This window comes from Achromobacter sp. ACM05 (assembly GCF_019218915.1).
Lineage (GTDB): Bacteria > Pseudomonadota > Gammaproteobacteria > Burkholderiales > Burkholderiaceae_B > Achromobacter > Achromobacter animicus.
This window is the reverse complement of the sequence record NZ_JAHUWQ010000001.1, coordinates 883,588-905,869: the sequence shown is the minus strand read 5'-3', so window position 1 is coordinate 905,869 and position 22,282 is coordinate 883,588. Positions and strand designations below refer to the sequence as shown.

Below are 22,282 nucleotides of genomic sequence, written 5' to 3'. Positions count from 1 at the left end.
GCGAGCGCGCCGGCAACAACATAAAAAAGCGATGTTGAAGACCGGCTTCATGAAACTCGCCGGTCATCGAAGCGATGACCGGCGATGCCCAGGTGAAGCCTGTGTTGATGCGTATTATCGACGAAAGCGCCCGCCGCGCCAAACGGGATCGGTGACAAATCGGTCACCGCAGGCAAACCATTTCGGCGCTGTTGGACGCCGTTCGGGGCCAGATCCGCGACTTTCCAAAGCCTGCGGGAAAGCCCGCAACGGTCAGGCCAGGGGCCGCAGCGCCCAGGTGACCGCCAGCCACACGGCCGACAGGATTGCCGCGCCGATGAACACGGCGCTGGCGCCCGAATGCCCCGCCAGCCAGCCGCCCAGCGCGCCCCCGGCGAACAGGCCCGCGGCCTGCGCGGTGTTGTAGAAGCCCAGCGCCAATCCCTTGTAGGCCTGCGGCGCCACGCGCGAGACCAGCGACGGTTGCAGCGCCTCCAGCACATTGAAGGCAACGAAGAATCCGGTCAGCGCGATGGCCAGCGTGTAAAAGCCCTGGCTGGCGGCCGGCAGCAGCGCGCACACGAGCACCAGGCCGGCCACCGACGCGCGCAGCGCGCCGCGGTGCGCCCTGCGCTTTTCGGCCACGAAGACCACCGGCACCATCAGCACGAACGACACCAGGATGACCGGCAGGTAGACCTTCCACAGGTCACGCGCGTCCAGTCCGCCGACCTTGGCCAGCAGCGCCGGCACCACGACAAACAGCGACACCTGGATCAGATGCAGGACAAAGACGCCAAAATTCAGCCGCAACAGGTCGCGATGGGTCAGGACCTCGCGCGGCTTGGCCGCCTGCATCGTGCGGGCCTGCGTGCGAGGCACCACGGGCACCACGAAGCGCGCCACGGCCAGGCAGACGACGCCCAGGCAGGCGATGGTCCAGAACAGGCCCGACAGCCCCCACCAGCCCACCAGCACCGGCGACAGCACCAGCGACACAGCGAATGACAATCCGATCGATGCGCCCACCATCGCCATGGCGCGCGTGCGCACCTCGTCGCGGGTGGCGTCGGCCAGCCAGGCGGTGACCGCGGCGGAAATGGCGCCGGCGCCCTGGATGGCGCGGCCTATGGTGATCCAGAAGACGTCCGTCGCCTGCGCACAAACGATGCTGCCGGCGATAAACAGCAACAACCCGAAGATCACCACCGGACGGCGCCCCCAGCGGTCGGACGCCAGACCGAAGGGAATCTGCATGAACGCCTGGGTCAGGCCGTACATGCCTAGCGCCAGCCCCACGCGGGCAGGATCGTCGCCGCCCGGCATGCCGCTTGCGGCAACGGCAAAAACGGGCAGCAACAGGAACAGCCCCAGCATCCGCGCGGCGAACAGGCCGGCCAGGGCCACGCTGGCGCGGCGCTCGGAGGGGGTCAATTTCAGTTTTTTATCTGCCGGCATGCGGAAATTTCAACGATGACTAGGGCGGCGCGCATGCTTCTCATGTCATACGCTCACGGTCTGATGCTTGCGGTGCGGCGCCGGCCTCAGGCCAGTCCAACCGGATGAACGGCCTTGAACGCGAGAGGATTCGGCGCGCTATAGTACCAAGTTGGCCTTTGAAATCGCTTAAATGCGCCCAAAGGGTGCGCGGGATCAAAGGCGTCATCGACGACGCAACTGGACGTTACCCATACCGACGTGACCATACGCATCCGGGGTGCTCGCACCCACAATCTCAAGAACGTCTCGCTGGACCTGCCGCGCCACAAGCTGGTGGTCGTCACTGGCCTGTCCGGGTCCGGCAAATCCTCGCTGGCATTCGACACGCTGTACGCGGAAGGCCAGCGGCGCTACGTGGAAAGCCTTTCGGCCTACGCCCGCCAGTTCCTGCAACTGATGGACAAGCCGGATGTGGATCTCATCGAGGGCCTGTCTCCGGCCATCTCGATCGAACAGAAGGCCGCGGGACACAACCCGCGCTCCACGGTCGGCACCATCACCGAAATCCACGACTACCTGCGCCTGCTCTACGCGCGGGTCGGCACGCCCTACTGCCCCGACCACGGCCTGCCGCTGCAGGCCCAGAGCGTCAGCCAGATGGTGGACGCGGTGCTGGGCTGGACGCCCGAGACGCGGCTGGCGGTGCTGGCGCCCATTGCGCGCGGCAAGAAAGGCAGCTTCGAGGACGAATGCGCCAGCCTGCAGGCGCAGGGCTACGTTCGACTGCGCGTCGATGGCCAGTTGGTGGAAATCGACGGCATGGCGCCGCTGAAGAAGACCGAGAAGCACGATATCGACGTCGTCATCGACCGCCTGCGCATCAAGCCCGAAAGCAAGCAGCGCCTGGCCGAAAGCTTCGAGACGGCGCTGCAACTCGCCGAAGGCCGTGCCCTGGCGCTGGACATGGACAGCGAGCGCGAACAGGTCTTCTCCAGCCGCTACGCCTGCCCGGTGTGCAGCCACAGCCTGCCCGAACTCGAACCGCGCCTGTTCAGCTTCAACAACCCGATGGGCGCCTGCCCCAGTTGCGACGGCATCGGACAGGTCGGCTTCTTTGATCCCAAGCGGGTCGTCGCCTTTCCGGAACTCAGCCTGGCCGCCGGCGCGATCCGCGGCTGGGATCGCCGCAATGCCTTCACGCACTCGCTGCTGACCAGCCTGGCCGCGCATTACGAATTCGACATCGAAGCGCCCTTCGAAGACCTGCCCGAAGCGTTGCGCGACAAGGTCCTGTACGGATCCGGCGAGGAAGAAATCTCGTTTCTGTACTTGAACGAAAAAGGCCGCAGCACCGTCAAGCGCCACACCTTCGAGGGCGTCATCCCGAATCTGGAGCGCCGCTGGCGCGAAACGGACTCGGCGACGGTGCGCGAGGAACTGGGCAAGTACCGCAACATCAAAACCTGCCCGGACTGCGCCGGCTCGCGCCTGCGCCCCGAAGCGCGCAATGTGCTGATCGGCCATGACCCGCGCGGTGGCGAACGCCACGGCCAGGCCATCTATGAAGTCGAGGCCATGCCGCTGTCCAGCTGCCTGGACTGGTTCCGCAACCTGAACCTGACGGGCGCCAAGCAGGAGATCGCGCAGCGCATCGTGCGCGAGATCGAGGCCCGGCTGAGCTTCCTGAACAACGTCGGCCTGAACTACCTGTCGCTGGACCGCAGCGCGGACACGATCTCCGGCGGCGAGGCGCAGCGCATCCGGCTGGCCAGCCAGATCGGCTCGGGCCTGACGGGCGTGATGTACGTGCTGGACGAGCCCTCCATCGGCCTGCACCAGCGCGACAACGACCGCCTGATCGGCACGCTGCAGCACCTGCGCGATCTCGGCAACAGCGTCATTGTGGTCGAGCATGACGAGGACATGATCCGCATGGCCGACTGGGTCGTGGACATGGGACCGGGCGCGGGCGAGCACGGCGGCGAAGTCGTCGCTCAAGGCGATCCCGAGACCGTGCAGCGCGATCCCAATTCGCTGACCGGCCAATACCTGAGCGGCGCGCGCGCCATCGCCATCCCGAAGCGCCGCCCTGTCGACGACGAACTGCCGTGGTTGACGCTCACCGGCGCCACCGGCAACAACCTCAAGAACGTCGACCTGCACGTGCCCGCCGGCCGCCTCGTCTGCGTGACCGGCGTGTCCGGTTCGGGCAAGTCCACGCTCATCAACGACACGCTGGCGGTGGCCGTGTCGCGCCAGCTGCATCACGCGCAGAGCGAGCCCGCCCCCTACGTGTCGATGCAGGGGCTGGAGAACTTCGACAAGATCATCAGCGTGGATCAAAGCCCCATCGGGCGCACCCCGCGCAGCAATCCTGCCACGTACACGGGGCTGTTCACACCGATCCGCGAACTCTTCGCCGGCGTGCCGGAAGCGCGCACGCGCGGCTATGACCCGGGGCGGTTCAGTTTCAACGTGAAGGGCGGCCGCTGCGAAGCCTGCCAGGGCGACGGCGTGGTCAAGGTCGAGATGCACTTTCTGCCCGACATGTACGTGCCCTGCGACGTCTGTCACGGCAAGCGCTACAACCGCGAGACGCTCGAAATCCGCTACCGCGGCCGCAACATCAGCGAGGTGCTGGACCTGACGGTGGAGCAGGCGCTCGAATATTTCGAATCGGTGCCCGCCATCTCGCGCAAGCTGCATACGCTGATCGACGTGGGTCTGTCGTACATCCGCCTGGGGCAAAGCGCGACCACGCTGTCCGGCGGCGAGGCGCAGCGCGTGAAGCTTTCGCAGGAGCTGTCGCGCCGCAGCACCGGGCGCACGCTGTACATCCTGGACGAGCCGACGACCGGCCTGCATTTCCGCGACATCGAACTGCTGCTGCAAGTGCTCAATCAGTTGGTGGACGCCGGCAACACGGTGCTCATCATCGAGCACAACCTGGACGTCATCAAGACGGCCGACTGGCTTATCGACATGGGTCCTGAAGGCGGCGACGGCGGCGGCAGGGTCGTGGCGCAAGGCACGCCGGAAATCGTGGCAGCAACGCAGGCCAGCCACACCGGCCAGTATCTGGGCAAGCTTTTGCGCCGCAGGCCGGGCGACTGAACACCCCCACTCCATCCAATGGGAAAGCCAGCATGTACACCCTGATCATCGGCAACAAGAACTACTCGTCCTGGTCCATGCGTCCGTGGATCGCGCTGCGCGCCGCGGGCATTGCGTTCACGGAGCAGAAGGTCGGCCTGTTCACCGAGGAATTTTCCAAGCGTGTCGCGGCGGTGTCGCCCGCCGGCCTGGTGCCCGTGCTGCTGGATGGCGATTTCGCCGTGTGGGATTCGCTGGCCATCTGCGAGTACGCCGCCGAGCGTCATCCGGAGGCCGCCTTGTGGCCGAAAGATGCCAAGGCCCGCGCCCGCGCGCGTTCGCTGGCCGCGCAGATGCATAGCGGTTTCGGCGCGCTGCGCCAAGCCATGCCGATGAATGTCGAAGCCGATTTGCCGGGCATCGACTTCCCCGAAGCGGCGCTCGCGGACGTCGCGCGCGTGCAGGCCATCTGGCAGGAAACGCGTGTGCAGTTCGGCCAGGGCGGCCCGTTTCTTTTTGGCGGGTTTTCCATTGCCGACGCCTTCTTTGCGCCGGTGGTCTCGCGTTTCAAGACCTACAACATCGCCGCGGCAGGTCCGGTGCGCGAGTACATGGACGCTGTCCTGGCGCTGCCGGCTATGCAGGAATGGACGCGGGACGCGCTGGCCGAAGCGACCTTCGTCGAGGCCGACGAGCCCTACCGCACGCAGCGCTGACAGCGGAACCCTACGCCATGTCGAACAGCCGCTTGTGTTCGCGGATGGCGTAGCGGTCGGTCATGCCGGCGATATAGTCCGAGATGGCGCGCGCCTGTTCGTTGAACTGCGCGCGGCGGTAATCGGGCGGCAGCAGACGCGGATCATCCAGGAACACCGCAAACAGCTCGCGCACGATGCGCCGCGCCTTGCGCGTCATGCGCAGCACGCGATAGTGGCGGTACAGATTGTCGAACAGGAATTTCTTCAGCGTGTCGGCTTCGCGGCGGATCTCGTCGGAAAACCCCGCCAGCGGCGGCGAGCGGCGCACGTCGTCCGCGCTGGCCGGCGCCGCGTCGCGGATGCGCGCCAGCGACGTGTGGGTCAGGTCGACGATCAGCGTATTGATCATGCGGCGTATCGTTTCAGCAACTGCGCGCCGCGGCGCCAGACCGGGATAGCGGTCCACCACGTACGCATGGTGGCGCTCGAAGATCGACACTTCCTTCAGCTGATCCAGCGTGATGAGCCCGGACCGCAGGCCGTCGTCCACGTCGTGGTTGTTATAGGCGATCTCGTCAGCCAGGTTGGCAAGCTGCGCCTCCAGCGACGGCTGCGTGCGGTTCAGAAACCGTTCGCCGACATCTCCCAGCACCCGTGCGTGGGCCACGGAGCAATGCTTGAGAATGCCCTCGCGCGTCTCGAAACACAGGTTCAAGCCATTGAAGTCGGCATAGCGCTCTTCAAGCTCATCCACCACCCGCAGGCTTTGCAGGTTGTGTTCAAAGCCGCCCGCCTCCGGCGCCAGTTCGCGCATGCAGGCGTTCAGCTCGTCCTGGCCGGCATGGCCGAACGGCGTGTGCCCCAGGTCGTGCGCCAGCGAAATGGCTTCGGTCAGGTCCTCGGACAGCCCCATGCTGCGCGCCAGCGTGCGCGCGATCTGCGCCACTTCCAGGCTGTGCGTGAGGCGAGTGCGGAACAGGTCGCCTTCATGATTGACGAAGACCTGCGTCTTGTATTCCAGCCGCCGGAAGGCGCTGGAATGGACGATGCGATCCCGGTCGCGCTGGAATTCCGTGCGGTTCTCGGGTGGCGGCTCGGCATGCGCCCGGCCGCGCGATCGGGACGGGTGAGAAGCATAGGAAGCCAGTTCATTCATCTGCAACACCGTCCTTTACTACGTTTACTGGGTGGTTCGTGCCAGCACGGCGCGCACCGCGTCGTCGGGGGCCGGCCGCATCAGGGCTTCACCGATGCGTGTCATGAGCACGTAGCGGATCGAGCCGCCCTCGGTCTTCTTGTCCACCTGCATCAGGTCCAACCAACGGTCGGCGCCCAGGTCCGGCGCGACGGTCGGGCAGCCGATGGCCCGGACCAGCGCGCGAACGCGTTCGACGTCGGCGGGATCAAAGCCGGCCACATCGGCCGACAGCTCAGCGGCTTGCACCATGCCGCAGCCCACGGCCTCGCCGTGCAGCCAGGCGCCGTAGCCCAGGCCCGATTCGATGGCATGGCCGAATGTATGTCCCAGGTTCAGGATGGCGCGCAGCCCGGATTCCCGCTCGTCCTTGCCCACCACTTGCGCCTTCAGCTCGCACGAGCGGCGGATGGCATACGTGACGGCCTCGGGGTCCAGCGCGCGCAGCTTTTGCGCATTGTCCTCGCACCAGCGCCAGAATTCCGGATCCAGGATGAGGCCGTACTTGATGACCTCGGCCAGGCCCGCCGAGACCTCGCGCGCCGGCAGGGTGCCCAGCACGTCGGTATCGATCTCGACCGCGATCGGCTGGTAGAAGGCGCCGATCATGTTCTTGCCCAGCGGATGGTTCACGGCCGTCTTGCCGCCCACCGAGGAGTCGACCTGCGCCAGCAGCGTGGTGGGCACCTGCAGGAAACGCACGCCGCGCATGTACACGGCCGCGGCAAAACCCGTCATGTCGCCGATGACGCCGCCGCCCAGCGCCACCAGGACGCAGCGCCGGTCCAGTCGATTGCCCAGCAGCGCGTCGAAGATCAGGTTGAGCGACTGCCAGTCCTTATAGGCCTCGCCGTCGGGAAGTTCGATGCGCAGCACCCGCTTGCCCGTGCGCGCCAGCGCGGCTTCGGCGCGTTCGGCATACAGGGCCGCCACGGTCGGATTGGTGACAACCGCAATCGCGGTGGCGTCCGCGGGAATGCATTGATCCAGGGAGTCCAGACGGCCCGGTCCGATGTGGATCGGATAGCTTCCGCCCGGAGTTTCAACGTCAACAACGTTCATATGCGCTTCTCGAATGCTTGTAATTGCGGCAGCAGCGCCTTGACCAGGGTGTGGATGGGCATTGACCCCGTTTCCACCACCAGGTCGGCGACTTCCTTGTATAGGGGCTCGCGCCGGGTCATCAGGTCGCGAAGGGTGCCGCGCGGGTCGGCGGTGGCCAGGAGGGGCCGGTTGCGGTCGCGGCAGGTCCGGCGGAACAATTCGTCCACGCTGGCGCGCAGATAGACGACGATGCCGCGCTCGTGCAGAAGCTGCCGGTTCCCGGCGTCCAGGATGGCGCCGCCGCCCGTTGCAAGAATTATGTTGCGCCGTTGGGTACACTCTTCCAAGGCGGCGGACTCTCGGCGACGAAAACCGGCTTCGCCCTCGATTTCGAAGATTACCGGCACCCGCACGCCGCAACGCGCCTCGAGCTCATGATCCAGATCCATAAAGTCGCGCCCCAGCGCGCGCGCCAGGCTACGGCCTATGGTTGTCTTGCCCGCGCCCATCATTCCGACCAAAAATACCGGCAGGTCGTGCGGCAACGACGCGGTCTTGCCCGTGCACTCGACGGCGCAGGGCTGGCTTTCAGGCGCGGCGTCGGCGCGCGCCGGGTCCGGGGCTGCCTCCGGACATGAGTTAGCGGCAAAGTTCATGGCGGCATTATCACATTTGCCGCAGTTGCCCGCGCACCACATTGACCTATTTTGTTACAGAAACCGATCCGCCACGATGAGGCGGGACCGGAGATACCCGTAAAATCGCCGCGATGAGCAAGCCCCAGAATTCCTCCAAGAAAGACAAGCCCGCCAGCAGCGGCTCCCCGATACTGCGGTTCTTCGTTAAAACCGGCATCCTTTTCGCCGGCCTGTTCCTGTGCGGCGTCCTGCTCGCGGGCATGGCGCTGGCGCTCGCGTGGCCCAACCTGCCCGACCTGAACGCCATGACGGACTACCGTCCGCGGGTGCCGCTGCGCGTGTACACCGCAGACCGCGTCCTCATCGGCGAGTTCGGCGAAGAACGCCGCAACGTGCTGCGCTTCAACGAAATCCCGGACGTCATGAAATCGGCGGTCCTGGCGGCCGAGGACGACCGCTTCTACCAGCACGGCGGGATCGACTGGATGGGCGTGGTGCGGGCCGGCCTGACCAACCTGATCAACATGTCCAAGACGCAGGGCGCCAGCACCATCACGATGCAGGTCGCGCGCAACTTCTACCTGTCGTCCGAAAAGACCTATTCACGCAAGTTCTACGAACTGCTGCTGACCTTCAAGATTGAATCCGAGCTCACCAAGGACCAGATCCTCGAGCTCTACATGAACCAGATCTACCTGGGCCATCGCGCCTACGGTTTTGCGGCCGCGTCGCGCACGTATTTCGGCAAGCCGCTGTCCGAGATCACGCCGGCCGAAGCCGCCATGCTGGCCGGCATCCCCAAGGCCCCCTCGCGCTTCAACCCCATTGCCAACCGCCCCCGCGCCGAACTCCGCCAGCGCTACGTGCTGGGCCGCATGCACTCGCTGGGCTACCTGACCGAACCCGAATACAAGCAGGCGATGGCGCAGCCCATCGTCATGAAGTCCGCCGAAGGCACCCCGGCCGGCGGCTATTCCATCCATGGCGAATACGTGGCCGAACTGGCGCGCCAGCTCCTCTACAACGTGTACCAGGACAACGTCTATTCGCGCGGCATCAACATCTACACGACCGTGCAGTCCAAGGACCAGGAAGCCGCCTACCGCGCCGTGCGCGAAGGCGTGCTGGAATACACGCGCCGCGCGCCCTACCCCGGCCCGGAAGAACAGCTGGACCTGCCCGCCGGCACCGAGAACAACCCCGCCGCGCTGGACGAGTTCCTGGACGGCGTGTTCGACAAGTTCCCGGACAGCGGCGACCTGCTGACCGCGGTCGTGCTGTCGGCCAGCCCTACCGAAGTGAAGCTGGCGCGCAGCTCGCGCGAAGTCATCACCGTGACGGACAAGAAGGTGCTGGGTGTCGTGGCCCGCGCGCTGAACGACAAGGCCAAGCCCGAACAGCGCATCAAGCGCGGCTCCGTGGTCTACATCCGCAAGTTCGGCGACAACTGGGAAATCATCAACTTGCCGTCGGTGCAGGCAGCCTTCGTGGCGCTGTCGCCGCAGGACGGCGCCATCCGTGCCATGGTCGGCGGCTTCGATTTCTACCGCGGCAACTTCAACCGCGTGACACAGGCATGGCGCCAGCCGGGCTCGAACATCAAGCCCTTCATCTACGCCGCCTCGCTGGAACGCGGCCTGACGCCGGGCACGCAGATCTCGGACCAGCCGTTCGAACTGACCGCCGCGCAAACCGGCTCGAAGGCCTGGAATCCCAAGAACTACGGCAACCAGTACGAGCCCATGCTGACGCTGCGCCAAGGCCTGTACAAGTCCAAGAACATGGTGTCGATCCGCATCCTGCAGGCCATCGGCCCTCAGTACGCGCAGGACTACCTGACCCGCTTCGGCTTTGACAAGGCGCGCCAGCCCGCCGTGCTGCCGCTGGCGCTGGGCGCAGGTTCGGTCACGCCGCTGCAACTGGCCGGCGCGTTCTCGGTGTTCGCCAACGGCGGCTACCGCGTCACGCCTTATCTCATCGACCGCGTCACCGACAGCAGCGGCAAGGTCATCATGCAATCCAAGCCGGTCGTGGCCGGCGACGCGGCAGCCCGCGCCATCGACCCGCGCACCGCCTGGGTCATGGACGACATCCTGCGCGGCGTCACCACGTACGGCACCGCGGCGCGCGCCCGGGCGCTCCTCAAGCGCGGCGACATCGCCGGCAAGACGGGCACGACCAACGAATCCGTGGACGCCTGGTTCTCGGGCTACACGCCGACGCTGGCGGCAACCGCCTGGCTGGGCTTTGACCAGCCCAAGTCGCTGGGTTCGCGCGAAACCGGCGGTGGCGTCGCCATGCCGATCTGGGTGGACTACATGCAGAGCGTGCTGAAGGGCGTGCCGGAAGAAAAGCAGCGTCCGCGTCCGGACGGTCTGCTCGTCGAAAACGGCGAGTTCTACTTCTCGGAGTTTCCGCCGGGACAAGCCGTGGCGCGCCTCGGACTGCCCGAAGCCGACACGCTGGGTGAATTCCTGAATGGCCTGAGCAGCAGCTCCAGCGAGGACACCCGGATCAAGGTCGCGCCGGGCGTGGGGACGCAAACCACCACGCCCTGGTCGCAGAAGATTCCCTTCTGATGCAAAAAGGCCGGCCCAGTGGGCCGGCCTTTTTTTACAGCCGTATCGTCACGGGGACGCCGGCGGCAGCGGAGCAGATCTGAGACAGGGCGTCCGGCAGCTGCGGTCCTCCCCGGGTATCGTTCCAGTGCTGGCCATCAAAGCGGTAGTGGAAGCCGCCGCTGCGCGCGGCGACCCACAGCTCCTGCATGGCGGCCTGGCTGTTCACCACGACGTGGGTGTTGTCCTCGAAAACCATGGTCAGCACATTGCCGCTGCGGCTGGTTTCGACATCGACGTCGAGCGAAGCCGCCCAGTCATCGGCCTGGCTTTCGATGCTGTCCAGCACCTGGTCGATCAACGCAAGAAATTCGGTTTCGGTCATAATCGAGCCTGCAAGAATTACGGAGTTCCCAGTGTTCCAATTGGCATACAGCCGCATGGCTCTTCGCATTGTAGCCACGCTCATGGCGACCGGCATCGTGGCGGCCTGCGGGTACAAGGGGCCGCTCTCCATGCCTCCGCCCCCTGAAGGCAGCAAGGCGCCGGCCAGTACGCAGCAGACCGCGCCGCCGGTGCAGATCCCTCCGGCCCCGACCCTCCCATGACGCCACCGTTCCCCACTCCGCCAGACCTGGCCGGCCATCCCTACTTCCAGTACCGCAATAATGTGTTGTACGCCGAAGATGTGCCGCTTGACCATCTGGCCGAACGGTTGGGAACACCCCTTTACGTCTACTCCCGCGCGGCGCTGAAAGCCGCGTGGCAATCCTATTGCAGCGCCATCGGACCGCGTCCGGTGCTCGTCTGCTATGGCATGAAGGCCAACTCCAATCTGGCCGTGCTCGGCGAATTTGCGCGGTTGGGCGCCGGCTTTGACATCGTGTCCGGCGGCGAACTGCATCGCGCGCTTACCGCCGGCGCCGATGCTTCCCGCATCGTGTTCTCAGGCGTGGGCAAGCAGGCCTGGGAAATGCGCGATGCGCTGCGCGCTGGCGTAAAGTGCTTCAACGTCGAATCGGTCGACGAACTGCACCGCCTGTCCGACGTCGCGGCACACATGGGCCTGCGCGCCCCCGTGTCGCTGCGCGTGAACCCGGACGTCGACGCCCGCACGCACCCGTACATCTCGACCGGCCTGAAGGAAAACAAATTCGGCATCGCCATCGGCGACGCGCTCGAGGCCTACCGCACCGCGCAGTCGCTGCCCGGTCTTCGGATCGTCGGCGTGGACTGCCACATCGGCTCGCAGCTCACCGACATCAGTCCCTACTTCGATGCCCTCGAAAAGCTGCTGGACCTGATCGAAAGCCTGCAACAGGCGGGCATCCCTATCGAACACCTGGACCTGGGCGGCGGACTGGGCATCCGCTACCTGGACGAGACGCCGCCTTCGCCCCGCGTCCTGCTCGACCGCGTTTTTGAACGGTTGAACGCGCGCGGCCAAGGTCATCTGCAACTGGTGCTGGAACCGGGCCGCTCGCTCGTCGGCAACGCCGGCGTGCTGCTCACCACCGTCCAGTACATCAAGCACGCCGAAGCCCGCAATTTCGCCATCGTCGACGCAGCCATGAACGACCTGCTGCGCCCGGCGCTCTATGACGCGTTCCATGGCGTGCAACCGCTGCACCCGCGCGCCGGCGACCCCGCCGAATACGACCTCGTCGGCCCTGTGTGCGAAAGCGCCGACTGGCTCGCCAAACAGCGCCTGCTGACCATCCGCCAGGGCGACGTGCTGGCGGTGGAATCGGCCGGCGCCTACGGCATGACCATGGCCAGCAACTACAACTCGCGCGGGCGCCCCGCCGAGGTCATGGTCGACGGCGACAAATACTATGTCGTGCGCCAGCGCGAAACCCTGGCGGACCAGCTTCGCGGCGAATCGCTGCTACCCTGAACGGGCGTCGCGCAAAAGACAAAGGCCCCTGCATCCAGGGGCCTTCGTTCGTCTGCCAGGATGTTCGCGGCGTTAAAGCTGGCCGTACGAGTGCAGGCCCGACAGGAACATGTTCACGCCCAGGAACGCAAACCCCGTGATCAACAGGCCTATCAGCGCCCAGTAGGCAGCCATCGCGCCACGCAGGCCCTTGATAAGCCGCATGTGCAGCCAGGCCGCGTAATTCAGCCAGACGATCAGCGCCCAGGTTTCCTTCGGGTCCCACTGCCAGTACGCGCCCCACGCGTCGGCCGCCCACAGCGCCCCCAAAATGGTGGCCACCGTGAAGAAGGCGAACCCGATCGCGATGGCGCGATACATGATGTCGTCCAGCACTTCCAGCGAGGGTAGCGCCTCCGCGATGCGGCGGCGGCCCAGAAGAATGGCGCCCACGATCACCGCGCCCACGCCGAAGTACAGCATCCAGGTGGCCGACAAGCCATCAGTGCGGAACACCATCGGCTCGGCACACAGCAACACGCCCAGGATGAACAGCGGCGCCAGCTTGGCCCACGACGTGGTCTGACCGTGCTGCTTGACCAGGTACGCAAAGCCCACCATCGCCGCCAGCGAGAACGTGCCGTAGCCGATGAAATTGGCGGGCACGTGCAGTTTCATCCACCAGCTTTTTAGCGCGGGCACCAGTGGCTGGATCTGTCCCGCGTCGCGCGTGAACGAATACCAGAGCAGGAACACGACGGCCGAGGTGACCACTAGCATCACAAAGCCGCCCAGCGCGCGCGTGGCGTACTTGCGTTCGTAGTACAGATAGAACAGCGCCGTGATGAGGCAAAACAGCACGAAGACTTCATACAGGTTGCTGACCGGGATATGACCCAGGTCCGGACCCATCAGATGGCCCTCGCGCCAGCGCACCAGCAGACCCGTGACGCCAGCAAACACCGCGCCCCAATTCAGCGCCGTGCCCAGCCAGGCGGCCGTCGGGCTGAAAAGGCCGATCCAGTAGCACACCATCGACAGCGCAAACAGCGCGCTCATCCAAAGAATGGCGGACTGCGAAGAAAACAGAAACTTCAGGAAGAACACCTGCTCGGCGCGGGCGAGGTCGGTGCCATAGAGCATCAGCGCCAGGCCCGACGAGATCGCACAGGCGATCATCAACCGGCGCAGCGGCCGCCACAGCCAGCCCAGCCAGGCCACCGCGGGCACCGTGCCGCACAGGATGATCTTCTCGTAGTAGTCCATCGCGTGCCCGTAGCGGGTCAGCGCGAATCCCGCGCCCGCTGCCAGCAGCAAAAAGAAGACGATGTCGGTCCAGTCGGGCTTGCCGCGTTGCGCGCGGCTGTCGCCGGTTTCGGATAAGGCGTCCTGCCAGAGCGTTTCAGGCGACGGGGGTTGCGTGGTGGTCGTCGTGGACATAAATAACCTCAGGACCCTTTTTTCTGGCGCAGCAGCGCCTGCTTGAAGCGTTCAAACTCTTGATTGAAGTCAAGTGTACGCTTCTGAGACGTCATGGCCGCCAGGACGCTGCTGCCGCCGCCTTGCGGCTTGACCCAGATCCAGACGCGACGATCGCGAATGTAGAACATGGAGAACACGCCCAGGACCAGCAGCAGGCTGCCCAGGTAGACCGTGTTTTTGCCCGGCGTGCGGCTGACCTGGAACACGCTGGCCTGCACGTGATTGAAGTCGGCCAGCGACAGGAACACCGGCGCGGGATAGACCGTCAGGTCGGACAGCGCCGCCACCGCCAGACGCGACCACACCGCCGCGCGTTCGCCTTCCTGGCCCTCGACGGGCACGGGCGGCTGGCCCGCGCGTTCGCGCGCGATGGCGCGCAATTCGTTCATGCTGGCGCCGATCAGGCGGATCACGACATCGGCCGCGCGCTCAAGATCCGGGGCGGGCGTATTGGCTTGCAGGAAAGCCGCGACGGCCTGCAGGCCGCCAGCGGCAAAGGTGTCCAGCGCGCGCTCTGCCGCGGTCTCCAGCGGTTGGCGGTCCGCGCCCGATGGGCTGTTGCGTTCGGCAAAGCGGCGGGCGGCTTCCTTGCGCGCGGCCGGATCGGCCAGGGTGGCGCGCAGGCGCATGAATTCAGCGATGGTGCTGTCGTCGTCGGCCGGAATGCGCAGATAGCGGAACGGCTCGGACGCGTTGTTGCGCACGCCGGCCAGGAACACGGCTGCGCCGTCCAGCTCGACGGGCAGCATGTAGTTCTGGAATTCGTGCGCCTGGCCCGCATCGTCGATCAGCTTGTACTCGACGCTGGGCCCGACGTTGCGCAGGTTCTCGTTCTTCTTGCCGGCCGCGCTGCCGGCAACCGATGCCACGTGTTCGGCAAAGCTCTGGTCGGCGCCTTTGGGGTCGCCCCGGGTCAGGTCTTCGACGTTGATGGGACGCATGGCCGTGATCTCGATGCCCATGCTGCGCGGGCCCTTGGCCGTCTGCGCGGTGAGCTCGCTGGTCTTGCCGACCGTGCCATCGACCGAGAACGTGGCGTCGTTGGCGCCCACCAGCGGATAACCCTTGAGCGCGACCGTGCTGCCGCCATCGTCAAAGCTCGATTGATAGACCGTCATGCCCTTGAAGCGCAGCGGTTCGTTGACCTCGATGGTGGAATCGAAGGTCTTGCCGGTGTCCGGGTCCGTGACCTCGACTTCGCTGGCGAAGCGGCTGGGCATACCGGTGGAGTAATAGTCGACGACGAACTTCTTGAGCTTGAGCGTGAAGGGCATCGGCTGCACCAGGGCGCCGTCACCCACCATCACGACCGCGGTGCTGGCCTGGCCGCCCTCGGGCACTAGGACGCTGGCACGAAAGCTCGGGTTGTTGACCGACAGGCGGCCGCTTTCCGGCACTTCGGAGATCAGCATGTTGTCGACGATGGGCTGCTTGCCGCCGAACATGACCTGCAGGCGCACCGGCAGTTCACTGTCGAGCAGGCCGCCGATACAGATGATGACCATGGCCGCGTGGGCGAACACATAACCCAGGCGGTTCGCGCTGCCCTTCTTGGCGGCCAGCAGGACGCCATCCTGGTCCTCGCGCACGCGCACCGCATACCCCATGCGGCCCAGCAGCGCCTTCAGGCCGGTCACGGTCTGCGGCACGCCGGTGGGCTCGGTGGTTTCCACGCGATGCGGGAACGCGCGCAAGCTGCCCTCGCGCACGTGCTCGCGGAATGACCGGGCGTCGCGCAGCATCTTGGGCGCATTGCGGATCAGGCACACCGAGGTCGACACGACCAGAAAGCCCATGATCAGCAGGAACCACCAGCTGTTGTAGACGTGCCAGATGGAGAACTTGTCGAACACTTCAAACCAGAACGGGCCGAACTGGTCGATGTAGTTGTTGGACGAGCGGTTCTGCTGCAGCACCGTCCCCACCAGGCTGGCCACGCAGATGAACATCAGCAGGCTGACGGCAAAACGCATCGAACCCAGAAGTTCAAAGAGATCGCCTGGCAGGCTGCGCAAAGAGGGGCGGGAGTGGGTTCGAGTCGAATTCATGAAAAAAGGGGGGCCGCGCTATCGGCTACCCCCCTCATAGACAGTGCATGACGGAACGAGGTTCCGGCACGCGCAAGTTGCATCAACGCGGACCGGCCGCGCACGTTGCGGCCGATCGTTTACCGAAGGCCGGCCGCGTAATCCGACACCGCCTTGATGTCGGCGTCCGACATGCGGTCCGCGATGGCATGCATGACGTCGTTCTTGCGGTCGCCGCTACGGAAAAGCTTCAGTTGCTCTTCGATGTACACGGGGAACTGGCCCGACAGACGGGGGTACTGACCGGGAATCCCGGCGCCATTGGCAGAATGGCATGCCGCGCAAGCCGGGACGTTGCGGTCTGGCAAACCGCCACGCCAGATCTTTTGACCTAGCTCAACCAGATTCTCATGGCCAGCCGTGGCGGGCTCTTTGAGCGGCTGCGTTGCCAGGTACAGCGCGATGTTCTGCATGTCGGCCGGCGTCAGGTTCTGCACCATGACGGTCATGGGGCTGGGATTGCCGCCCGGGCCGTTGCGAACAGGCGCTTTGGCGCCTTCCTTCACCTTGAAGTCGGCAAGCTGCTTGGCCAGGTATTCGTGCGGCTGCGCGGCCAGGTTCGGGTTCACCGGAATGGTGCTGTTACCCGCCGCGCCGTGACAGGAGGCACAGGCAATGATGCCGCGGGCCGCGTCGCCTTGGTCAAACAGCTGACCGCCCTTGGCGGCATCTGGTTTGGCCGGGCCCGCAGCGCCATTGGCGGCGAAACTCGTAGCAGAGAGGGCGGAGGCGCCGAGCAACAGCCCGCTCGCAACCAACATCCGGGACAGCACACGCTTCATGAAGACCTCGACGATCACATCGATCAAGGCGCAAAAAGGCGCCCACGCCTGCCCGCACTCGCAGTAAAACCGTATCGAACCTGTTTTGCTTGTCCTGCTTGCGATCTTTCTGCGAAGCTGCGTCAGCGCTGCCCGAAAGGGGCTTTTATCGGCTGGATGACAGCTAAACAGTAAGCAAAAAAGACGGCTCCGCGCACGGGGACCACTGTAGCAAACGCCGGATTATACAATAGGGCTCGAAACCAACCGTATCGAAAGCCATCCGTGTCCCTCCTACATCGCGCCTCCTTCCTCACTTCCGCGGCTCGCCTCGACCAGTTGCCGCCCGCCGGCGCTCCCGAGGTCTGCTTTGTCGGCCGCTCCAACGCCGGCAAGTCCACGTCCATCAACGTGCTGTGCAACCAGCGCCGCCTTGCGTTCTCCAGCAAGACGCCGGGCCGCACACGCCTGATCAACATGTTCGGCCTGCCGGACCCGCTGGACCCGGAAGCCCACATCGGCTATCTGGTCGACCTGCCCGGCTACGGCTATGCGTCCGTGGCCCGCAACGAGAAGGAAAAGTGGGCGGACATCCTGGGCGGCTACCTGCGCGACCGTGAGTCGCTCGTCGGCATCGTGCTGCTCATCGACATCCGCCGCGGCGTGACAGAACTGGACCGGCGTCTGGCGAACTTCATTGCCCCCACCGGCCGCCCGGTGCTGGCGCTGCTGACCAAGGCCGACAAGCTGCCGTACGGTCAGCGCATGCGCACCGTGTTCTCGGTCCGCAAGGACCTGGCCGACATCGGCGCGCTGCACACGATTCCCTTCTCGGCGCCCGAGCGCATCGGCCTGGAAGAAGCCGGCGCCCACATCGAAAATTGGATTTCCCCCAAGGTCGTACCATGAACCCGCAGATCATCACTCCTGAGTTTCCGGTTTCCCGCCCCCGCCGCCTGCGCCGCGACGACTTCACCCGCCGTCTGGTGCGCGAGAACGCACTGACGGTCAATGACCTGATCTACCCCGTCTTCGTGGCCGAAGGCTCCGGCCTGCGGCAGGCCGTGGCGTCCCTGCCCGGCGTGGTCCGCTATTCGCTGGACACGCTGCTGCCCGTGGCCGAAGAATGCGTGGCGCTGGGCATCCCCGTGCTGTCGCTGTTTCCCGCCATCGACCCGTCGCTGAAGACCCCGGACGGCATCGAAGCCACCAATCCCGACGGCCTGATCCCGCGCGTGGTCCGCGAGCTGAAATCGCGTTTCCCGGAACTGGGCGTGCTGTGCGATGTGGCTCTGGACCCGTACACCAGCCACGGCCAGGACGGCGTCATCGACGCGGACGGCTACGTGGTCAACGAACCCACCGTCGAGATCCTGGTCAAGCAGGCGCTCACGCAGGCTGAAGCCGGCGTCGACATGGTCGCCCCCAGCGACATGATGGACGGCCGCATCGGCGCGGTGCGTCGCGCGCTCGAGGCCAACGGCCACATCCACACGCGCATCATGGCGTATTCGGCCAAGTACGCCAGCGCGTTCTACGGCCCCTTCCGCGATGCCGTGGGCTCGGCCACCAATCTGGGCAAGTCCAACAAGATGGCTTACCAGATGGATCCGGGCAACATCGACGAGGCGCTGCGCGAAGTGGCCGGCGACCTGCAAGAAGGCGCCGACATGGTCATGGTCAAGCCGGGCATGCCTTATCTGGACGTGCTGCGCCGGGTCAAGGACACGTTCCGCGTGCCGACCTTCGCCTACCAGGTCAGCGGCGAATACGCCATGATCAAGGCGGCCGCCGCCAATGGTTGGCTGGATCACGACAAGGTCATGATGGAAGCGCTGCTGGCCTTCAAGCGCGCCGGCGCCGACGGCATCCTGACGTACTTCGCCATCGAAGCGGCCAAGCTGTTGAAAAGCCAGCGCTAGAAAGACCTCCGGGCGCGGCGGCTTTGGCCGTCTGCGCTCGGCGCCTCCCGCCGGCCAGGACGCCGGCAATCCCCCGCCATCAAGCCTTTGCGGCGGCAGCCCGCGCCGGCTGCGCGCCGCGGCGCAGTCCCAGCCACGTCCCGCCCAGCACACAGCCCAGACCGACGACATGCGTCAGCGTGACGTGCTCGTCCAGGAACAGGGCCGCGAACAGCAGCCCGAAGATCGGCAGCCAGTTCACGAACAGCGCGGCGCGGCTGATCCCCAGCCGCGCGATGCCCGCGTTCCACACGATGTTGCTGATACCGGACGCGACCACCGCCGAAAACATCAGCACCGCCCAAGGCCACCATGCCATCTGCCACGTCTCAGCGTGGTACGAGGACGGCGTCAGCGCGGCATGTCCCACCAGCATCACGCCGCCGGCCAGGTACATGTACCAGAGCATCCCCAGCGGATCCATCATGCGTGACATCCGCTGGATGACGAGGCCGCCAAACACGAACACCAGCACGGCCACGAACACCACGGCATCGCCCCAGCCGGTCAACCCGAGCTGCGCGCCGCTGCCCACCACCACCATGCCGACGCCCAGGAGGCCGAGCAGCGCGCCGGCAATGCGAGTCGCCGTGAGTTTTTCTCGGTAGAAGATGGCGGCAAGAAAGGCGGACAGCAACGGACTGGTGGCCATGATCAGCGTGCCGTTGGCCGCCGACGACACGCGCAAACCCGACACCAACGCCACCTGGTGCGCATACACCACCAGAAAGCCGGCAAGCGCCACCCAGCCCAGCTGCGCGCTACCCAACTTCGGGATACGGCCGCCGCGTGCCTTGATGATGAGGGTGACGGTAATGAATGCAATGACGATCCGAACGGCGGCGAGCGCCTGGATGTCCATGTGCTGGGTCAGATACTTGATGGAGACGATGTTCAGGCCCCACGTGGCCATGACGAACATCAATTGAAGATAAATCAGACCGTTCCGGTCCTGACTTGCATCAACGGTGGGGGACGTCACGGCGCCGGCCTGGAGGGAGTGGGATGCGCCGCGCGGGCAGCGAAGCGATCATGGTATATCGCGCCCTTTCTTGATTCAACGCAAGCGTCGTCGCGTTGCGCGCATCAGACGCTGGCGCCTGCCCCGCCGCCAGCGTGCTCGTCCCTCAACGCACGAGCACGCGGTCCAGCGATTCCGTGAAGCGCTTTGCGTCTTGAAAGCCCACTACGCGCGCATCCGCGATTTCCTTACCGCCCGGCTCGAAGAACATGATGCCCGGCGGGCCGAACAGCCGGAAGCGCTTGAGCAGCGCGCGGTCGTCGGCATTGTTCGCGGTCACATCCGCCTGCACCAGCACCATGCCCGCCATGCGCTGCGCGACGCCCGGATCCGTGAAGGTGAAGCGCTCCATTTCGCGGCACGACACGCACCAGTCCGCATAGAAGTCCAGCATCACCGGCCGGGTGCTTTGCGCCAGCAGCGCGTCCAGCTCGGCATTGCTGCGCACACGCGTGAAATGGACATCGCCCGCCGCGGCGACGCCGGCAGCCGGCGCATCGCCGCGCGCGGCCAAGTGCGACAGCGGCTGCAGCACATCGCGCCCGCCACTGGCCGCACCGACGAGCCACGCCGCGGCCGCCAGGGCAAGCAACAAGCCCAGGCCCTTGCCGAACATGCGCCCGGCGCCCGCGCCTTGCGGCAAGGCGTCGAAGGCGCGCAGCATCACGGCCGACACGACAGCCAGAAACGCCCACCCCGTCATCTGGACCCAGGTGGGCACGACGGGAATCAGCATCCACCACGCGGTCGCCAGCAGCAGCATGCCGAACAACCGCTTGACGCCGTCCATCCACGGTCCGGCCTTGGGCAGCAAGGCGGACGACGACGCGCCGACGATCAACAGCGGCACGCCCATCCCCCATGCCATCGCAAACAGCGCCGATCCGCCCAGGATCACGTCCCCGGTCTGCGAGATATACAGCAAGGCGCCGGCCAGCGGCGCGGCCACGCACGGGCCGACGATCAGCGCCGACAAGGCGCCCATGACCAGGGCGCCGGTGTAGCGTCCGCCCGGCACGCGCGACGAGCGCTCGGACAGCATCGCCTGCACACTCGACGGCATCTGGAACGTGAATACATCGAACATCGCCAGCGCCAGCGCGGTCAGCAGGATGGCAAAGAGGGTCAGGATCCACGGCGTCTGCAACCAGGCCGCGAGCCCCGCGCCGCTCAGGCCGGCAGCCACGCCCAGCGCGGTGTACACCACCGACATGCCCAGCACGTAGGTGGCGGCCAAAGCCAATCCGCGTCCGCGGCTGGGCCGCTCCTGCTGCGCGCCGCCCAACACGATGGACGACAGGATGGGGATCATGGGCAGCACGCACGGCGTGAAAGCCAGCAAGAGGCCCAGCACCAGAAACACGCCAGCCGTCTTGATCCATCCCAGGCCACCCAGCGCGTCGGCCAGGCCCGTGTCTCCGGCATTGACCAGCGCGGACAAGCCGCCGGAAGCCGCTTGCGGCGCCAACGCCCCGCCAAGCCCCGTGCCCGCCACCGTATATCCACCTGCCACGGGCGTGAGCTTCACGGTGCTGTCCATCGGCGGATAGCAAAGGCCGGCATCCGCGCAGCCCTGGCCCGTCAGCGTGAGCGTGAACGGCTGTCCGCCGGCTCCCACCGGGACGCGGATCGTCACGTCCTTGTGGAAGACTTCCATGTCCTTTTCAAAGGTCGGGTCGTACTTGACCTCGCCCTTGGGATAAACGGCCTCGCCCAACGTGGTGGCATCGGCGGGACTGATGGCAATGGCGAAGCGCTCGCGGTACATGTAATAGCCGGGCGCGACCTTGTAGTGCAGCTCCAGCGTGTCCGCGGACGCCATCTTGGCGCTGAACACGAACGCCTTTTCAGGCTCCAGGAACTCGGTATCCGCGCGCGCGGCTGCCTGCCATCCGAACAGCAGGATGGCCATCGCTAGCAGCATCAGGCAGTGCCTGAAAAAGGGGGAGGTCGCGCTCTCGGCGCGTCCGCGCGCGCCGACCGTACCGGCAAGTTGCAACATCAGTTTCTCTTGTTCTGCGTAATGGCCGTCTGCTCGCGCACCCAGTCCAGGTAGGGCGCTGCGCCGGCGATGACCGGCAGCACGATGATCTCGGGAACGTCGTAGGGATGCATTTTCGACAAGGCCTGCACGACGGCGGCATGCCGCGCGTAGGTCGTCTTGATCTGGATGGGGATTTCTTCCGTCCCTTCGACCTCACCGTTCCACAGGTAGATGGACAACCCGGGCGCGCCGAGGTTCACGCACGCGGCCAGTCCGTCTTCGACGAGCACGTGCGCAATGCGTTTGGCCAGCAACAGGTCCGGCGCATTGCTGATGACCAGCACGACGTCGTCATCGCGCAACATGGAGCCTCCTTGGGATACCCGCGTGGGATGTAACTCGCGGTATTTTATCGGTATTGCGGCCACCTTCCCGGAACCGCCGCGCGCCAGGCCGCCGCGCCGC

At 65.7% G+C, this 22,282-nt stretch carries 18 protein-coding genes; 7 read left to right on the top strand and 11 right to left on the bottom strand.

The window, feature by feature from the left end; genetic code table 11:
- Nucleotides 1-252: 252 nt before the first annotated feature.
- Nucleotides 253-1,437: an MFS transporter gene (locus KW836_RS04115; protein ID WP_218342508.1), complete on the bottom strand. Its 1,185-nt coding sequence runs from the start codon at nucleotides 1,435-1,437 to the stop codon at nucleotides 253-255.
- Nucleotides 1,438-1,677: 240 nt separating this feature from the next.
- Here KW836_RS04115 and uvrA point away from each other — a divergent pair, with 240 nt between their 5' ends.
- Together uvrA and KW836_RS04105 are read left to right on the top strand one after the other, a co-directional pair.
- Entirely contained in the window at nucleotides 1,678-4,533 is a 2,856-nt protein-coding gene (gene uvrA / locus KW836_RS04110; RefSeq protein ID WP_175136914.1) for an excinuclease ABC subunit UvrA, read from the top strand.
- Between the two features lie 32 nt (nucleotides 4,534-4,565).
- On the top strand, nucleotides 4,566-5,228 hold the full coding sequence (locus KW836_RS04105) for a glutathione S-transferase family protein (RefSeq protein WP_218342507.1): 663 nt from the start codon (nucleotides 4,566-4,568) through the stop codon (nucleotides 5,226-5,228).
- Nucleotides 5,229-5,238: 10 nt separating this feature from the next.
- Here the strand turns inward: KW836_RS04105 and KW836_RS04100 are convergent, their stop codons facing one another.
- From KW836_RS04100 to KW836_RS04090, 3 genes are read right to left on the bottom strand one after another with little or no spacing between them, the layout of a single operon-like run.
- Nucleotides 5,239-6,366 (bottom strand): deoxyguanosinetriphosphate triphosphohydrolase, encoded by a 1,128-nt coding sequence (locus KW836_RS04100; RefSeq protein WP_175124767.1) that lies wholly within the window; start codon nucleotides 6,364-6,366, stop codon nucleotides 5,239-5,241.
- A 24-nt stretch (nucleotides 6,367-6,390) separates the two neighbouring features.
- The gene (gene aroB / locus KW836_RS04095; protein ID WP_218342506.1) at nucleotides 6,391-7,467 is read right to left on the bottom strand and encodes a 3-dehydroquinate synthase; all 1,077 of its coding nucleotides are present in this window, start codon (nucleotides 7,465-7,467) and stop codon (nucleotides 6,391-6,393) included.
- A complete protein-coding gene (locus tag KW836_RS04090) occupies nucleotides 7,464-8,105 on the bottom strand; it encodes a shikimate kinase (protein ID WP_175124769.1) in 642 nt (213 codons plus the stop codon). Before KW836_RS04090 ends, aroB begins: the two co-directional genes overlap by 4 nt.
- A gap of 113 nt (nucleotides 8,106-8,218) precedes the next feature.
- On the opposite strand from KW836_RS04090, the gene KW836_RS04085 reads away from it, so the two are divergent.
- Nucleotides 8,219-10,666, top strand: coding sequence for a penicillin-binding protein 1A (locus tag KW836_RS04085; protein WP_175124770.1), 2,448 nt, complete (start codon nucleotides 8,219-8,221; stop codon nucleotides 10,664-10,666).
- A 34-nt stretch (nucleotides 10,667-10,700) separates the two neighbouring features.
- Here the strand turns inward: KW836_RS04085 and cyaY are convergent, their stop codons facing one another.
- On the bottom strand, nucleotides 10,701-11,030 hold the full coding sequence (gene cyaY, locus KW836_RS04080) for an iron donor protein CyaY (protein ID WP_175124771.1): 330 nt from the start codon (nucleotides 11,028-11,030) through the stop codon (nucleotides 10,701-10,703).
- Between cyaY and KW836_RS28105 the strand changes: the two genes are divergently transcribed.
- Complete coding sequence (locus KW836_RS28105) at nucleotides 10,981-11,253, top strand: lipoprotein (protein ID WP_367648516.1); 273 nt, start codon at nucleotides 10,981-10,983, stop codon at nucleotides 11,251-11,253. The genes cyaY and KW836_RS28105 overlap by 50 nt on opposite strands.
- The gene (gene lysA, locus KW836_RS04075; RefSeq protein WP_175136917.1) at nucleotides 11,250-12,542 is read left to right on the top strand and encodes a diaminopimelate decarboxylase; all 1,293 of its coding nucleotides are present in this window, start codon (nucleotides 11,250-11,252) and stop codon (nucleotides 12,540-12,542) included. The genes KW836_RS28105 and lysA overlap by 4 nt, the downstream gene beginning before the upstream one ends.
- A 72-nt stretch (nucleotides 12,543-12,614) precedes the next feature.
- Here the strand turns inward: lysA and ccsB are convergent, their stop codons facing one another.
- The 3 genes from ccsB to KW836_RS04060 all read right to left on the bottom strand — a co-directional run bounded on the left by ccsB (nucleotide 12,615) and on the right by KW836_RS04060 (nucleotide 16,872).
- On the bottom strand, nucleotides 12,615-13,961 hold the full coding sequence (gene ccsB, locus KW836_RS04070; protein ID WP_175136918.1) for a c-type cytochrome biogenesis protein CcsB: 1,347 nt from the start codon (nucleotides 13,959-13,961) through the stop codon (nucleotides 12,615-12,617).
- Between the two features lie 8 nt (nucleotides 13,962-13,969).
- Entirely contained in the window at nucleotides 13,970-16,051 is a 2,082-nt protein-coding gene (locus KW836_RS04065; RefSeq protein WP_175124775.1) for a cytochrome c biogenesis protein ResB, read from the bottom strand.
- A gap of 119 nt (nucleotides 16,052-16,170) precedes the next feature.
- Nucleotides 16,171-16,872, bottom strand: coding sequence for a cytochrome c (locus KW836_RS04060; protein ID WP_175124857.1), 702 nt, complete (start codon nucleotides 16,870-16,872; stop codon nucleotides 16,171-16,173).
- A 264-nt stretch (nucleotides 16,873-17,136) separates the two neighbouring features.
- Between KW836_RS04060 and yihA the strand changes: the two genes are divergently transcribed.
- Both yihA and hemB read left to right on the top strand, forming a co-directional pair.
- Entirely contained in the window at nucleotides 17,137-17,760 is a 624-nt protein-coding gene (gene yihA, locus KW836_RS04055) for a ribosome biogenesis GTP-binding protein YihA/YsxC (RefSeq protein WP_056571052.1), read from the top strand.
- Nucleotides 17,757-18,773: a porphobilinogen synthase gene (hemB, locus tag KW836_RS04050; RefSeq protein WP_175124776.1), complete on the top strand. Its 1,017-nt coding sequence runs from the start codon at nucleotides 17,757-17,759 to the stop codon at nucleotides 18,771-18,773. The genes yihA and hemB overlap by 4 nt, the downstream gene beginning before the upstream one ends.
- Nucleotides 18,774-18,852: 79 nt before the next feature.
- Here the strand turns inward: hemB and KW836_RS04045 are convergent, their stop codons facing one another.
- From KW836_RS04045 to cutA, 3 genes are all read right to left on the bottom strand, one after another.
- Complete coding sequence (locus KW836_RS04045) at nucleotides 18,853-19,734, bottom strand: DMT family transporter (protein WP_175124858.1); 882 nt, start codon at nucleotides 19,732-19,734, stop codon at nucleotides 18,853-18,855.
- Nucleotides 19,735-19,939: 205 nt separating this feature from the next.
- Nucleotides 19,940-21,835: a protein-disulfide reductase DsbD gene (gene dsbD, locus KW836_RS04040; RefSeq protein ID WP_218342505.1), complete on the bottom strand. Its 1,896-nt coding sequence runs from the start codon at nucleotides 21,833-21,835 to the stop codon at nucleotides 19,940-19,942.
- A complete protein-coding gene (gene cutA, locus KW836_RS04035) occupies nucleotides 21,835-22,182 on the bottom strand; it encodes a divalent-cation tolerance protein CutA (protein ID WP_175136921.1) in 348 nt (115 codons plus the stop codon). The genes dsbD and cutA overlap by 1 nt, the downstream gene beginning before the upstream one ends.
- Between the last annotated feature and the right edge of the window lie 100 nt (nucleotides 22,183-22,282).

Coding starts and splice junctions, on each gene's coding strand:
- KW836_RS04115 (WP_218342508.1), bottom strand. CDS start 1,437: ATGCCGGCAGATAAAAAACTGAAATTGACCCCCTCCGAGCGCCGCGCC.
- KW836_RS04105 (WP_218342507.1), top strand. CDS start 4,566: ATGTACACCCTGATCATCGGCAACAAGAACTACTCGTCCTGGTCCATG.
- KW836_RS04100 (WP_175124767.1), bottom strand. CDS start 6,366: ATGAATGAACTGGCTTCCTATGCTTCTCACCCGTCCCGATCGCGCGGC.
- aroB (WP_218342506.1), bottom strand. CDS start 7,467: ATGAACGTTGTTGACGTTGAAACTCCGGGCGGAAGCTATCCGATCCAC.
- KW836_RS04090 (WP_175124769.1), bottom strand. CDS start 8,105: ATGAACTTTGCCGCTAACTCATGTCCGGAGGCAGCCCCGGACCCGGCG.
- KW836_RS04085 (WP_175124770.1), top strand. CDS start 8,219: ATGAGCAAGCCCCAGAATTCCTCCAAGAAAGACAAGCCCGCCAGCAGC.
- KW836_RS28105 (WP_367648516.1), top strand. CDS start 10,981: ATGCTGTCCAGCACCTGGTCGATCAACGCAAGAAATTCGGTTTCGGTC.
- cyaY (WP_175124771.1), bottom strand. CDS start 11,030: ATGACCGAAACCGAATTTCTTGCGTTGATCGACCAGGTGCTGGACAGC.
- lysA (WP_175136917.1), top strand. CDS start 11,250: ATGACGCCACCGTTCCCCACTCCGCCAGACCTGGCCGGCCATCCCTAC.
- ccsB (WP_175136918.1), bottom strand. CDS start 13,961: ATGTCCACGACGACCACCACGCAACCCCCGTCGCCTGAAACGCTCTGG.
- KW836_RS04065 (WP_175124775.1), bottom strand. CDS start 16,051: ATGAATTCGACTCGAACCCACTCCCGCCCCTCTTTGCGCAGCCTGCCA.
- KW836_RS04060 (WP_175124857.1), bottom strand. CDS start 16,872: ATGAAGCGTGTGCTGTCCCGGATGTTGGTTGCGAGCGGGCTGTTGCTC.
- hemB (WP_175124776.1), top strand. CDS start 17,757: ATGAACCCGCAGATCATCACTCCTGAGTTTCCGGTTTCCCGCCCCCGC.
- KW836_RS04045 (WP_175124858.1), bottom strand. CDS start 19,734: ATGTTCGTCATGGCCACGTGGGGCCTGAACATCGTCTCCATCAAGTAT.
- dsbD (WP_218342505.1), bottom strand. CDS start 21,835: ATGTTGCAACTTGCCGGTACGGTCGGCGCGCGCGGACGCGCCGAGAGC.
- cutA (WP_175136921.1), bottom strand. CDS start 22,182: ATGTTGCGCGATGACGACGTCGTGCTGGTCATCAGCAATGCGCCGGAC.